This window comes from Bradyrhizobium sp., from assembly GCF_036009065.1.
GTDB lineage: Bacteria > Pseudomonadota > Alphaproteobacteria > Rhizobiales > Xanthobacteraceae > Bradyrhizobium.
Window position 1 is genome coordinate 1 of record NZ_DASYMN010000390.1, and the last position, 13,244, is coordinate 13,244.

The following is a 13,244-nucleotide window of genomic DNA, read 5'->3' on the forward strand; positions in this document are numbered from 1 at the left end:
GCGGCATTGTCCGCCGCACGCCGCATCCGAACGGCAAGGCCTATGCCGGCGGTCCGCAGATGGTGGAGATCAGCCGCGACGGCAAACGCGTGTACTGGACCAACTCGCTCTACTCGACATGGGACGACCAGTTCTATCCCGAGGGAGTGCCGGGCGCCGAGGTCATGGCCAATGCGCAGCCCGGCGGCGGCCTTGAACTCGCCAGGGATTATTGGGTCGGCTTTCCCGACGGATACAGGGCGCACCAGATCAGGCTTGAGGGCGGCGACTGCTCGACCGATTCATTCTGCTATCCGTCGGTCTGAATTTGAGCGCAACGGATGCCGGGCTCTGGCTGGCCGTGGTCGCGAGCGGTCTCTACCACGGCGTAAATCCGGCAATGGGCTGGCCGCTCGCCGTCTCTGCCGGATTGATGGAAAAAAGTTCGCGTGCCTTGGTGGCCGCGCTCTGGCCGCTGACGGCCGGCCATCTCATCGCAACGCTGCTGGTAATCCTGCCCTTCGCGCTGCTGGTCAGCCTCGTCGAATGGCAGCGGCAGATCCAGTTCGGCGCCAGCCTCGCGGTCATCGCCTTCGGCGTGTTCCGGCTTGTCGACCGGCGGCATCCGCGGGCACTGGCGCGGATACCACCGACGCAACTCGGGCTTTGGTCCTTCGCGATAGCGATCGCGCATGGCGCCGGACTGATGCTGGTGCCGATCTATCTCGGACTCTGCAAGTCCTCTGACGTCGACGGAGGCCACGAGGCGGCTGGCGCCCTTATCAATGCCAGTCTCAAGATGGCCTTGCTGGTCGCGGTTACCCACTCCATCGCGATGATCGCTGCCGGAGGATGCCTGGCGTGGCTGGTCTACCGCTATCTCGGTCTCAAATTCGTATCACGGAGCTGGTTCAACCTGGATGCGGCCTGGGCCGTCAGCCTCATTCTGGTGGGCGCTATTGCACTGGCCCTCAGCCTCTTTGACTAAAGCGTGCTGAATTTAGGTTGACGCGGCTCCCTTTCACCTCTCCCCGCAGGGGAGAGGTCGAAGCCGGAGCGCCAGCGCAGGCTTCGGGTGAGGGGTCTCTCCCCACGCTCGTATTCGCGGACAGGCCCCCCACCCGGATCGCATCTGGCGATGCGATCCGACCTCTCCCCTGCGGGGAGAGGTGACGCGAACCGCTGCAACCTAAATTCATCACGTTCTAGCTAGCTAGCTAGCGCGGAAGCCGCACCTGCCGGCGAGCTTGAGAGCTCGCCGAGCCGGTGTTGAAGCGCGGTACTCTCAACTTGGCGCAACGCCCTGGCCGACCTCGCCGGCGAAGATCAAGGCATTCTGCGATAGCGAGGAAGTGCGGCCGTTGCCGGTCCAGAGGCGGCCGGGATCAAGCCGGAGTGAACCATCCGGCCGTCATTCGATCCGCAGGTTGGCGTCGCGCACCACCTTGCCCCACTTTTCCATCTCCAGCTTGATGCGCGCGGCGAACTCGTCGGGCGTATTGGCGACCGGCTTGAAGCCGAGCACCGCGAGCCGCTCCTTGACGTCGGGCCGTGCGACAGCCTTGGCGATCTCGCGATACAGTAGTTCAACGATCTCCTTTGGCGTGCCTACAGGTGCGACGATGCCGGTCAGCGTATCGGCTTCCTGATCCTTGATGCCCTGCTCGGCGAAGGTCGGCACGCCCGGTGTTTGCTCCGAGCGTTCCGTCGCCGCAATGCCGATGGCGCGCACCTGGCCGGCTTGTATTGCCGCCATGGAGGACGGTAACGCCGTGAAGGCGATAGGTGTGTGGCCGCCTATCGTTGCCTGCACGGCGGGTGCCGCGCCGGTGAAGGGGACGTGGATGAGGTCGAGCTTGTAGGTGAGACGAAACAGCTCGCCGCCGAGATGCGGCGTCGAACCGACGCCGGGACCGGCATAGCTGTATTTGCCGGGATTATCCCGGATCAACTGCACAAGCTCCGGCAGCGTCTTCGCCGGGACCTGCGGATTGACCACCACGACATTGGGTGAGACCGCGACCAAGGTCACGGCGGCAAAATCCTTGACCGCGTCGTACGGCACTTTGGCGTAGAGGCTGGGGTTCACCAGAAAACCGGTGCTGATCGCCATGATGGTGTAGCCGTCGGGCGTGACGCGCGCGACCTGGCCGGACGCGGTGTTGCCGCCCGCGCCGCCGATATTCTCGACAAAGAATTGCTGGCCGAGACTGTCGGAAAGCCGCTGCGCCACGATGCGCGCGATGATATCGGTCGGGCCGCCGGCCGGAAACCCGACGACGACGCGCACCGGCCGGTTCGGATATCCCTGCGCCCATGATGGCGCCACCCCGGCCAGCAGCAACACGGCTGCGAGAATCCCCTGCCAAATGCGCATCGTGTCGTTCTCCCTGGACAACTTCTTGTTGGCGCCATCATCGGCGAGGGCGCGCTTCGGAACAAGGGCAAAACGCCGAGCGGACTTCCATCGGCTGACCCTCAATCGGCTGCGGCGTTATCCAGACAATATCATCATTGCGTCGTAATGCGGGGCGCCCGCATATCGTGCCCGTTTTGGTGCAGAACCGCCGCGACGACCCGTCCGTCGCCATCGCGTTCAAAGTCGAGTTGCGCGTCGACGACCTTGTAAAAGAACTTGTCCCTGGCTCTCGGAAAGATCGGGACGGCGGCCTGCCCGGTGAGCTGTGCTTCGAGATGATCGCCCTTGAGCACGACATCGAGCACGCCGAAATCGAACCGGTATTTGCCGACGTAATCGCCGGATGTGGCGGCATCGAACGCGATTTCCTTGAGCTCGGGCGGAAGCTCGGAGGCGCTCAGTTTTCGGGCCTTATGGTCGCCGTTCTGGTGCAGCACAAGTCCGTTCACTACGCCGTCCGGATCGCGCGTGAAGCTGGCGCTGGCCCTGACAGCCTTGGCGAAAAACTCGTTGGGCGCGGATGGGAAAATGGGGATCGAACCTTGTCCGGTTGCCTGGACGAACAGCCCGTCGTCGACGCGGAATACTTTCAGCAGGAATTTGTCGGTAACCTTGTAGGTTCCCACGTAATCTTCGAGCGACCCACTGGGCAGGACGATCGCTTTATAGGCGGGCGACAATGGCGCTCCGGGATCCAGTGTCGCGAAACCGAGATCGTCGGGATCAAAGGCAGTGTTGCTGAGCAAGACGACGCCGTGCCGTCCATCGGCCGTGAAACCGAGAAAGCTTCGGTAGCCACCGGTTCCGCCGTTGTGCCAGATGATTCCCTTGCGGGTTGTTACCCAGGCGAGCCCGACGCCCATGGTTTTGGTCATGTCGCCGCGCGGCGCCTGCGCGAGCTTCATCGCGGCGGCCAATGGCGAGGGATCGATGCCCATATTGGCCTTCAGGTAGCGCAGCATATCGTTGGCGGTGGAACGGATCGCGCCGGCCCCCGCCAGCGCGTCGATGTCCCAGTTCTTCACTGCGTTGCCTTCGTTGTCGTGACCGCGAGCGAGATGGGCGCGCATGGCGTCGCTGAACGTCGTGCCGCTCATCGTCATGCCGAGCGGCTTGAGAATCTTTTCGTCGGTCAGGGCGTCCCAGCTTGTGTGGTCCAGCTGCGCCAGCGCGTAGCCCAAGAGGCCAAAACCCAGATTGGAGTATTCGTAAGCGGCGCCCGGATCGCGCGGCAGTTCGTATTCCGCAAGAAACGCCTTCAGCTTCGCCGCATCGTAGTCGGCGTAGGGATCGGCTGCGTCCTTCGGTAGCATGTTGGACGGCAGCCGCGGCAAGCCGGAATACTGGGTGCCGAGCTGGCCGAGTGTAATCTCTTTTGCCCCGCGTGACGGGATTTTGAAGTCCGGCAGAAGCTGCGCCACTGGCTGATCCAGCGTCACGCGTCCCGCGAGCACGGCCTGCGCCAGCAGTGTAGCCGTAAAGGTCTTGGTGATCGAACCGATTTCATAAACCGTGTCGCCATCAGGCGCCTTGCCATCATCGAGCGTGCCGAAGGCCACAACCTCGCTGCGGTCGCCGTCCACCACGCCGAATACCAGCGTCTGATTGTTTCCAGCCGCGACGCGGTCCTGCGCAGCCTTTTCCACGCGCTCGGGTAACGGTCCTGCGTTCGCCGACGTGATCGTGATGAAGCATGTTGCGACAAACCACGTCCTATTGCGGCGGTTCAACAATGAAAGCACGGCACTTTCCTGCTATTCCGGGGTACGACTCCGTTGCTGCATGGTAGCATCCCGGCCAATGTCCGAATATGGCAGTAACGGACATGTATGCCCCGAACTCAGCCAGGAAGAGTCTTTATGAAACCAGGGTTGCCCGCTCGTTTTCTCGCCATGATCGGTATGGCCGCCCTGTTGATGATGGGGCGCGCATCCGCCGCAGACGTGCGGGTGATGATCTCGGCCGGCTTTTATGGGGTCTATTCCGAGCTCGGCCCGGCGTTCGAGCGCGCAAGCGGTCATCATCTGGTGACCACGCGCGGTCCGTCGATGGGCGACTCCCCGGAGGCAATTCCCGCCCGGCTGGCGCGCGGCGAGGCCGCCGATGTGGTGATCCTGGATGGCGGCGCCGCCGACGAACTGGGCAGGCGAGACTTGGTGCGGGCCGACAGCAAGACCGAGCTCGCGCGTTCGCTGATCGGCATGGTGGTGCGCGCCGGCGCCGAGAAGCCTGATATCGTCAGCGTTGAGACGCTTCGGAACACGCTGCTGGCGGCAAGGTCGATTGCTTATTCGGACAGCGGCAGCGGCACCTATCTGTTGACCACGCTGTTTCCAAAACTCGGGATCGCGGAGCAGATCGCAGGCAGGAGCCGAAAGGTGAGGGGACCTCCGTCCGGCGAGCCGGTGGCCGCGGTTGTCGCGCGGGGCGAGGCGGAGATCGGCTTCCAGCAGGTCAGCGAATTGATCCACGTCCCCGGAGTTACCTTTGTCGGCACGATTCCGGCCGAGGTCCAGCCAACGACTTTTTTCGCGGGCGCGCTCACCCGCAACGTCCAGCAGCCCCAGGCGGCAAGCGCGCTGATCCGCTTCCTTAGCTCGGCTGAGGCTGCGCCGGTGATTTCGAAGGCCGGGCTGATGCCGCTTTCCAAATGATTGACAACGGTTCGCTTCGAGCACCTCGCGGCCCGGTTTCCGGATTTGACCCGACGCGGCCATGCGCTAAGTCTCACGTGTCGTCCGGCCGCAGTGTCAGACTTAATCAGCAAGGGAAAATTCCATGCGTATTGCGGTTGTAGGCACGGGCGGCGTCGGGGGCGGTTTCGGTGCGGCGCTGGCCAAGGCGGGCGCCGACGTCAGCTTCATCGCGCGGGGCGCCCATCTCGCCGCCATGAAAGCCCAAGGGCTGCAAGTCCGGAGTGACCGCGGCGACATCCATCTGCTGCCGACCCGGGCAACCGATGACCCCGCCGAACTCGGCGAGGTCGACATCGTGCTGTTTTGCGTCAAGCTGTGGGACGTCGAAAGCGCAGGACAGAGCATCAAACCGCTGATCGGCCGCGACACCGCGGTGATCCCGCTGCAGAACGGCGTCGACGCCGCCGAGCGGCTGATCCCGGTCCTTGGGGGCAATGCCGTGATGGGCGGCGTGGCGCAGATCAGCGCGTCGATTGTCGCGCCCGGCGTGATCCAGCAGGTCGGAACGTTCATGCGAATGATCTTCGGCGAACTCGACGGCAGGTCCAGCAAGCGGGCTGCGGACTTTCTCGCGCTGTGCCTGAAGGCCGGCTTCGACGCGACGCTGAGCGAGCAGATCCTGACCGATTTGTGGATGAAGTTCATCCTGCTCGCCTCCAACGCCAGCATGATGGCGGCGACGCGGCAGCCGATCGGCAAGCTTCGGGATGATCCCGACCTGCGTCCGATTTTCGCGGCTGCCTACCGCGAAGTGGTCGATGTCGGCCGCGCCAAAGGCGTTGCGCTGCCGGCCGACGCGGTCGACCAGATCGTCGGCTTCACCAGCCACATGCCGCCGGCGATGAAGGCGTCGATGGCGCTCGATCTCGATCGCGGCAACCGGCTCGAACTGCCCTGGCTCGGCGGCAAAGTCGTCGAACTCGGCCGCCAGCTCGGGGTGCCGACGCCGACGCACAGCATGATGGCTGCGATGCTGAAGCCCTACATCATGGGCACGCCTGCCTGAGCGGCCCGCCCGCAACTGCATTGACTATCATCGGATGCCCCGCCCATAATCTTTTATCTGAGGGCCTTATGCACGTACCGACCACGCAAGAGTCGTGACAGCATAAGCGGCAGACGGGGAAACGGGCTTGTCGGCATCGCGGCGTCCCATGTTCGGCGAGCAACAGCGCTTCATGCTGCTTCTCGTTGCGCCGGCCGCGCTATTGCTGCTGCTGTTCCAGGTGGTGCCGATCGTCATCGGCGCGAACGCCAGCTTCCGCGATTGGGCGCTCTATAATCCGAAGAAAACCTGGGTCGGTCTCGATCACTATTATGGCGTGATCAGCGATCCCGCCTTCCTCTATGTCGTGCTGCCGAACACCTTCCTGTTCATGATTTTGAGCGTTGCCGGCGCGCTGGTTGCCGGGCTCGCGCTGGCGCTGCTGCTCAACCGTCCGTTCAGGGGGCAGAAGCTGGTGCAGACCATCCTGCTGGTGCCGCTGATGGTGGCGCCGGTGGTCGCCGCGATCATGGTGCGCTGGATGTTCAACGACCAGTTCGGCATCGTCAATGCCGTGCTGGAAGCGATAGGCCTCGACGGCCAGCCCTGGCTGGTGCAGCGCTGGAGCGCATTCGGCATCATTCTGTTGACCGACATCTGGCTGTGGACGCCGTGGTTCACTTTGCTGCTGCTCGCCGGGCTGCAGAGTTTGCCGAAGGAGCCGTTCGAAGCCGCCGCGATCGACGGCACCACGACCTGGCGCGTGTTCCGGTTCCTGACCCTGCCGATGCTGCGCCCGGTGATCGTGGTGTGCGTCGTGATCCGCGCCATCGACGCCTTCCGCACCTTCGATATTGTGTGGACGCTGACCGGCGGCGGGCCGGGCCGCACCACGGAATTGTTCAGCCTCTATGCCTACGTCCACGCGTTCCTGAACCTCGATCTCGGCCGCGGTTCGGCGGCGGCGATCATCGGCGGGCTGATCATCCTGGTGATCGGCGTGGCGCTCTATCGCCTCGTCGACCGCATCGCAAAGGCGTGACCCGATGCCGATGGTAAGCCGCCCAGATTTCCTTCCCAACCTGCCGGCGTGGAGCCGCAAGGCGCTGTTTGCGCTGGCGCTGTTTGGGATCTGCTTTGCGTTCGCCTTTCCGGTGCTGTGGCTGATGCTGACGTCGGTGCGGCCGGAGTCCGGCGTCTATTATGTCCATCGCGGCACCGAGTTCACGCTCGGTAATTTCGCCGAGGTGCTGCGCGAGGAGCGTCTCGTGCACGCCTTCACCAACAGCGCGCTAATCGCAACGCTGGCGACCGTGTGCTCGCTGCTGGTGACGGTTTCGAGCGGCTACATGCTGTCGCGCTTCACCGGGCCGGCATCGCGGATCTGGTTTGGAACCATCTATGTGTTCCGCTGCGTGCCCTACATCTCCTGGGTGTTGCCGCTATATTTCGTTACGCAGAGCTGGGGTATCTACGACACCTATCCCGGGCTGCTGCTGCCGCATGTGGCCGTCCACATCTGCTTCTTCTCATGGCTGATGAAGGGTTTTTTCGACGGCATCGATCCGTCGATGGAGTACGCCGCCATGATCGACGGCTGCACAAGGTGGGGCGCCTTCATCCGCGTCGCGGTGCCGTCGGCGCTGCCCGCAATCTCGGCGCTTGCCGTGCTGTGCTGGCTGTTCACCTGGAACGAGTTCTTGTTCGCCTTGATCCTGACCGGCAACCGCGTGCCGATGATCACGGTTGTGATGGCGCAGTTCGTCACCGAGATGGGAACGCGCTGGAACCTGATGGCGGCGACCGCGGTGATGGCACTGCTGCCGGCGTTCCTGGTGGCGCTGTTCGGCCAGAAATATGTGATCCGGGGTCTGCGGATTTAGCGAGAACCACAAAACGAGGGAGGAGCAGCAATGCAGCGACTAAAATGGGCGATGGCCGCGGTCGCGGCCTTTGTGGCGGTGACCGGCACGGCCGCGGCGCAGGTTACCGAACTGCGGATCGGCTACCAGCCGAGCCCGCTCCAGGACGCATCCGTCGCGATGTTCGAGACCTGGGGCGCCAAGAACGGCGTCAAGATCGTCAAGGTGCCGAATTCCTACGGCGTCTATGTCGAGAAAATGACGGCCTCGCTGACCTCGAATTCGGATCAGTACGACGTCATCTGGCACAACGACGATTGGGGCCAGACCTGGGCGCATCTCTTGGAGCCGACCGACGACGTCGACGCCAATAAATATGCCGAGAAGTGGGGCATGGCGCCGGTGGTGTTCGCCAACGCGCAAGGCCAGAACACTGTGGTGCCGATGGGCCAGACGTTCAGCGTGTTCTTCTACCGCTCCGACATCGTCAAGCCCGAAGAAGTGCCGAAGACGCTCGAACAACTCGTCAGCTTCAGCAAGAAGCTGCAGGCCGACGGCAAGGTCAAGTTCGGCTATGTCGGCGGCATGGCGATGAACCACAGCTGGTTCAGCTGGTTCTGGTCGATGTGGGGCAACAATTGCGACGTGCTGATGCCGGCCTATGAGCGCGACAACAAGAAGCTCGCCGAGGGCGGATGGAAGTCGGGCATGACCGAGCCGTGCATGCAGCAAACCGTCGAATACTGGTGGGACGCGATCAATACCCACAAGATCGCGCCGCGCGGCATGCCGGCCTACGACCGCAACGAAGCCAATGCCATCTTCATGGCCGGTGACGCAGCCTTCACCGTCGCCGACTCGCTGTGGTGGGGCACCTTCAACGATCCGGGCAAGTCGAAGGTCGCGGGCAGGGTGGCCGCCGCGCGCTTCCCGCTCGGTCCGAACCGGGACAGGCCTTTCGCCTGGGACGATATCTGGGGCTGGGCGATTCCGAAGTCGATCCCGCCGGAGCGCAAGAAGCTCGCCAAGCAGATGCTGGAAGCCATGATGCTCGACGAGGAAGGCCAGACAAAACTGTTCAAGGCGACCGGCGCGCCGCCGCCCAACACCACGTTCTGGCCGAAGATCGCGGCGGCCGATCCGTTCATGAAGCTGCTGAAGGAGTCGGTGCTGGATTCCCCCGACAAGGTGCGCGGCGCCTATTACTTCCCGCAATGGCCGGCCGTGCACAAGGCGTTCAACGATACCGTCACCAAGGCGGTCACCGGCAAGCGTGAGGATATCGCAAAAGTGCTCGCCGAAGGCGCGCCGGTCGTCAGCAAAGCCGCGCAATAGTCGAAACTTGTGTCCCGGACGCGCTGCGGCATTCTTCATGCCGCTTACGCAGAGCCGGGACCGTACCACACACCGACGCGTCATTGCCGGGCTTGACCCGGCAATCCATCCAATTCGAAGATTCTTGCGAAGACGGATGGATGCGCGGGTCAAGCCCGCGCATGACAGGAATTGTATTCGTTACGACCCCGGCTCTGCAGCGCACCGCTTCGCAAGGGCTACGCGCTGCGTCCGGGAACGAGGAACGGAAATGGCAGCGATCACACTCAGCAAGCTCAACAAGCATTATGGCTCGCTGTTCCACGCCGTGAAGGACGTCGATCTGGAGATTGCCGACAAGGAGTTCGTCGCCCTGGTCGGCCCGTCCGGCTGCGGCAAGTCAACGACGCTGCGGATGATTGCGGGCCTCGAGGACATCACGAGCGGCGACGTCCGCATCGGGAACAGGATCGTCAATCACCTGCCGCCGCGCGACCGCGACATCGCCATGGTGTTCCAGAACTATGCGCTCTACCAGCACATGAGCGTCTACGACAACCTCGCCTTCGGCCTGCGCAACAAGAATACCCCGGAAGCCGAGATCAAGGCCGCGATCGACCGCGCCGCGGGCATGCTCGGGCTGCACGAGCTCTTGGCGCGCAAGCCGAAGCAGCTGTCGGGCGGCCAGCAGCAGCGCGTGGCGCTCGGCCGCTGCATCGTGCGTAATCCGCAAGTGTTTTTGTTCGACGAGCCGCTGTCGAACCTCGACGCCAAGCTGCGCGCCCAGATGCGCATCGAGATCAAGCGCCTGCATGCCGCGATCCCGACCACCTCGGTGTTCGTCACCCACGACCAAGTCGAGGCCATGACGCTGGGCGACCGGGTCGTGATCATGCGCGAGGGCAGGATCCAGCAGATCGGCACGCCGCTCCAGGTCTACGGCAAGCCCGCCAACAAGTTCGTCGCGGGTTTCATCGGCGCGCCGGCCATGAACTTCATCGAGGTCACGGTGTACAGCGAAGCGGATGCTACGGCGGTCGAGACCGTGGGCCTGCGATTGACAGTGAGCGCGGCGGATGCACATGCGATCGCGGCCTATAGCGGCCGGCGCGTGATCCTGGGGGTGCGGCCGGAACATCTGGTGCTCGGCGACGGCGCGCCGGGCACCGGCTTCGACGCCCGCGTCGAGGTTGTCGAACAACTCGGCTCCGAGATACTTCTCGAAACGAGGGTCGCCAGCCACAGCGTCGCCGTGGCCCGGGTCGCCGCGGAGACCCCTATCGCAAGGGGCGATCAGGTCCGCGTCTCGGCCCAACTCGGCCGCCTGCATTTCTTCGACCCCGAGACCGAGCTTCCTATCCGCGGTTGAGGGCGGCGGGCTACGAACTTACCGAAAGCCTGCCGGCCCTCATTTTCCAAGCTGCGCGACCACCTGCAGCCACAGCGCAACGGTCTCCGCATTGGAGGCCGGGTCCGACGGTTTCCTGCGCACGGCCGTGTGCACCATGACGAGCTTCGAGGCCGGATCGACAAAAATGATCTGACCCCGGATGCCTAGCAGGGCAAACCGGCGCGCTTCGCCGGGAAACAGCCACACCTGATATCCATACCCGAAATACGGCGTGGCGGCTTTCGGAGCGAGATAGGCAGCGCCCGGCTGCACTGTGGTCGCGTCCAGCAGCCATTGCCGGGGAATCAGCTGGCGCCCCTCCCATGCGCCGTCATAGGCGAGCAGCCGGCCGAGGCGCGCATAGTCCCGCAGCACGGCGTTGAAGCAGCAGTAGGTTATTTCCTGCCCGGTGCCGTCGATGGCCCATGATGCGTCAGCCTCGGTACCGATCGCTTGCCAGATCCGGTCGCGAAGATAGTCCGCAACCGGCGCGCCGACGGCGGCGCGCAACACCAGCCCCAGGATTTCCGTCTCGGAGCTCGCGTAGTGCCATCTGGTTCCCGGCGGAGCGACGCGGGTGTTGAACTGGGCGACGCTGGCAACGGGGTCCTTACCCGGCTCGCCAAACAGATCGCGCGACAGCCGGGAAATATCGTCAGCCCCATCGTAATTTTCCGTAAAGGCGATACCCGAGGACATATGCAACAGCGCCCGCAGCGGCGTGCTTCCGTACTCCGTGTTCGCCAGGCCCGGAACGTAAGTCGAGACGGGATCGTCGATCGACCTGATCTTGTTCTCGGAAATCGCGATGCCGATCAGCATCGCTGTTATCGTCTTTGCCATGGACTGCGAAAGAAAGCGGTCGGAATCGGTGCGCGCGTACTGATAATGCTCATACAGAATCGTGTCGTCTTTTGCGATCAAAAGTCCGGTGGTCGGATTGCGCCCAAGATAGTCGTCGATCGAGAAACGGTCGGATTTGAAATTGTAGAAGATCGGCGGCTCCGGCGCCCGCTTGTACAGCCAGGGCGTCGTCGCGCGTGGTACGGGGCGGGACGGAAACAACTCACCGAAATGGCTGTAGGTTCCGACCAGGTTCTCTAGCTGGCTGGCCGTCGCTTGCGTGCCGGCCGGAAAGCCTGCCGCAGCGCCGTAATCCGCCGCATCGGGACCGCTGCGCGAAAAAACCGGCCCAACTACGGCACCGCTGCCATCGCTCCCTGGCCTCGTCGCGTCCTGCGCATGCGCCGATGGGGTCCAGGGCGTACCAACGAGAATGAGCGTCAACGCCAGATGGAACAAGTTGCACGCCATATTTTTCTCCAGAACGTGACGCCAGCAGCGTACTCGGCACATCGAGGCCGAGCAAGCGTAGCCCGCATGAGCGCAGCGATATGCGCGTCAGCGGTACCCGCATGTCGCTTCGCTCATGCGGGCTACGTGCTTGAGTCCGGAATGCGCTGACCTTCCCGATGTCGGTCGGCGCGACGGCCGGGTTGCTCGCATCCAATGCGGCGTGGCAGGATGTGGCTCGCTAAATGAGGATTCTTCGCATGGCTTTGACGCTGGTGATCGGCAACAAGAATTATTCGTCGTGGTCGATGCGGCCGTGGGTGGCGTTGAAAGCCTGCAATATCGCCTTCGAGGAGGTCGCGATCCCGCTGTACACCGGTGACGCCGACAAGCAGCGCATTCTGAAATTCACGCAGTCGGGCAAGGTGCCGGTGCTGGTCGACGGCGACGTCACGATCTGGGATTCGCTGGCCATCATCGAATACGCCGCGGAGCGGTTTTCCGAGGCGCGGCTCTGGCCGGAGGATCGCGCTTCCCGCGCACATGCCCGTTCGGTGTCGGCGGAAATGCATTCGGGCTTCGCGGCGTTGCGCGAGGAATGCGGCATGAACCTGCATCGTCCGGTCGGTGCCAAGGCGCTTTCCGCGGAGGCCCGCGCCGATATCTCGCGTATTCAGCAGAGCTGGTCCGAATGCCGCGAGCGCTATGGAAAACTGGGGCCTTATTTGTTCGGCGCCTTCAGCGGCGCCGATGCGATGTACGCGCCGGTGGTTCATCGTTTCCGGACTTACGCGGTCGACGTGACGTCAGACGTTCGCGACTATATGGATGCAATGATGGCGCTGCCGGCATTTCAGGAATGGACCCGCGCCGGGCTCGCGGAAACGCGGGTGATCGAGAAGTTCGAAGTGGCCTGAGTCCGTGGAGTTGACAACGGCGGATGAATTGCGCGCTCAGGTGCGGCGAACTTCATCCTGCCGAGAGTCAGGATCTTTTGCATCGCCGAGCATCCTGCCTAGAAGCGTCTCTGCCTTGAGCAGCAGCGGCTTGGCCTCGTTCTGAGCTGCGATGGCGATACTGGCCTGCAAACAACGAATAATCGTAGCCTTACCGCTCTCGGTTGTGGCCGGCGTGACCATTGCCTCGCACAGCAATGCCTCGGCTTCGAGTCCGCCAAACCCCTGCTGCCGGGTGGTATTTCGCGCGTCCCGCAGGATATTCAATGCCGCCTGCACATCCCCGGACCGGCTGAGAGCGAGCGCGAGATAGATGGAGGCGCGCAACTCGTTTGATTTATAGCCGACGG

The 13,244-nt window shown here is 63.4% G+C and carries 12 protein-coding genes and 1 pseudogene; 9 read left to right on the forward strand and 4 right to left on the reverse strand.

Going from position 1 to position 13,244, the window contains the following annotated elements; genetic code table 11:
• Window positions 1-305, forward strand: a 305-nt coding sequence (locus tag VGP39_RS23875; protein ID WP_327570563.1) for a selenium-binding protein SBP56-related protein, incomplete at its 5' end; no start/stop codon positions are given.
• Between the two features lie 74 nt (window positions 306-379).
• A complete protein-coding gene (locus VGP39_RS23880; protein ID WP_327570574.1) occupies window positions 380-967 on the forward strand; it encodes a hypothetical protein in 588 nt (195 codons plus the stop codon).
• A 423-nt stretch (window positions 968-1,390) separates the two neighbouring features.
• On the opposite strand, the gene VGP39_RS23885 is transcribed toward VGP39_RS23880, so the two are convergent.
• Together VGP39_RS23885 and VGP39_RS23890 are read right to left on the reverse strand one after the other, a co-directional pair.
• Complete coding sequence (locus tag VGP39_RS23885) at window positions 1,391-2,356, reverse strand: tripartite tricarboxylate transporter substrate binding protein (protein WP_327570564.1); 966 nt, start codon at window positions 2,354-2,356, stop codon at window positions 1,391-1,393.
• A 134-nt stretch (window positions 2,357-2,490) separates the two neighbouring features.
• The gene (locus VGP39_RS23890) at window positions 2,491-4,140 is read right to left on the reverse strand and encodes a serine hydrolase (protein ID WP_327570565.1); all 1,650 of its coding nucleotides are present in this window, start codon (window positions 4,138-4,140) and stop codon (window positions 2,491-2,493) included.
• A gap of 117 nt (window positions 4,141-4,257) precedes the next feature.
• On the opposite strand from VGP39_RS23890, the gene VGP39_RS23895 reads away from it, so the two are divergent.
• From VGP39_RS23895 to VGP39_RS23920, 6 genes are all read left to right on the forward strand, one after another.
• On the forward strand, window positions 4,258-5,052 hold the full coding sequence (locus VGP39_RS23895; protein WP_327570566.1) for a substrate-binding domain-containing protein: 795 nt from the start codon (window positions 4,258-4,260) through the stop codon (window positions 5,050-5,052).
• A 124-nt stretch (window positions 5,053-5,176) separates the two neighbouring features.
• Window positions 5,177-6,100: a 2-dehydropantoate 2-reductase gene (locus tag VGP39_RS23900; RefSeq protein ID WP_327570567.1), complete on the forward strand. Its 924-nt coding sequence runs from the start codon at window positions 5,177-5,179 to the stop codon at window positions 6,098-6,100.
• A 127-nt stretch (window positions 6,101-6,227) separates the two neighbouring features.
• A complete protein-coding gene (locus tag VGP39_RS23905) occupies window positions 6,228-7,121 on the forward strand; it encodes a sugar ABC transporter permease (RefSeq protein WP_327570568.1) in 894 nt (297 codons plus the stop codon).
• A gap of 4 nt (window positions 7,122-7,125) precedes the next feature.
• On the forward strand, window positions 7,126-7,962 hold the full coding sequence (locus tag VGP39_RS23910; protein WP_327570569.1) for a carbohydrate ABC transporter permease: 837 nt from the start codon (window positions 7,126-7,128) through the stop codon (window positions 7,960-7,962).
• A 30-nt stretch (window positions 7,963-7,992) separates the two neighbouring features.
• A complete protein-coding gene (locus VGP39_RS23915) occupies window positions 7,993-9,276 on the forward strand; it encodes an extracellular solute-binding protein (RefSeq protein ID WP_327570570.1) in 1,284 nt (427 codons plus the stop codon).
• A gap of 250 nt (window positions 9,277-9,526) precedes the next feature.
• Window positions 9,527-10,624 carry a sn-glycerol-3-phosphate ABC transporter ATP-binding protein UgpC gene (locus tag VGP39_RS23920; RefSeq protein WP_327570571.1) on the forward strand — a complete coding sequence of 366 codons (1,098 nt, stop codon included), beginning with the start codon at window positions 9,527-9,529 and terminating at the stop codon, window positions 10,622-10,624.
• 39 nt (window positions 10,625-10,663) lie between these two features.
• On the opposite strand, the gene VGP39_RS23925 is transcribed toward VGP39_RS23920, so the two are convergent.
• On the reverse strand, window positions 10,664-11,959 hold the full coding sequence (locus VGP39_RS23925) for a serine hydrolase (protein WP_327570572.1): 1,296 nt from the start codon (window positions 11,957-11,959) through the stop codon (window positions 10,664-10,666).
• A gap of 239 nt (window positions 11,960-12,198) precedes the next feature.
• Here VGP39_RS23925 and VGP39_RS23930 point away from each other — a divergent pair, with 239 nt between their 5' ends.
• Window positions 12,199-12,855 (forward strand): glutathione S-transferase family protein, encoded by a 657-nt coding sequence (locus VGP39_RS23930; protein WP_327570573.1) that lies wholly within the window; start codon window positions 12,199-12,201, stop codon window positions 12,853-12,855.
• A gap of 36 nt (window positions 12,856-12,891) precedes the next feature.
• Here the strand turns inward: VGP39_RS23930 and VGP39_RS23935 are convergent.
• Window positions 12,892-13,244 (reverse strand): annotated as a pseudogene (locus tag VGP39_RS23935) (ATPase); the annotation flags it as partial.

Coding starts and splice junctions, on each gene's coding strand:
- VGP39_RS23915 (WP_327570570.1), top strand. CDS start 7,993: ATGCAGCGACTAAAATGGGCGATGGCCGCGGTCGCGGCCTTTGTGGCG.
- VGP39_RS23925 (WP_327570572.1), bottom strand. CDS start 11,959: ATGGCGTGCAACTTGTTCCATCTGGCGTTGACGCTCATTCTCGTTGGT.
- VGP39_RS23880 (WP_327570574.1), top strand. CDS start 380: ATGGGCTGGCCGCTCGCCGTCTCTGCCGGATTGATGGAAAAAAGTTCG.
- VGP39_RS23910 (WP_327570569.1), top strand. CDS start 7,126: ATGCCGATGGTAAGCCGCCCAGATTTCCTTCCCAACCTGCCGGCGTGG.
- VGP39_RS23885 (WP_327570564.1), bottom strand. CDS start 2,356: ATGCGCATTTGGCAGGGGATTCTCGCAGCCGTGTTGCTGCTGGCCGGG.
- VGP39_RS23900 (WP_327570567.1), top strand. CDS start 5,177: ATGCGTATTGCGGTTGTAGGCACGGGCGGCGTCGGGGGCGGTTTCGGT.
- VGP39_RS23920 (WP_327570571.1), top strand. CDS start 9,527: ATGGCAGCGATCACACTCAGCAAGCTCAACAAGCATTATGGCTCGCTG.
- VGP39_RS23895 (WP_327570566.1), top strand. CDS start 4,258: ATGAAACCAGGGTTGCCCGCTCGTTTTCTCGCCATGATCGGTATGGCC.
- VGP39_RS23930 (WP_327570573.1), top strand. CDS start 12,199: ATGGCTTTGACGCTGGTGATCGGCAACAAGAATTATTCGTCGTGGTCG.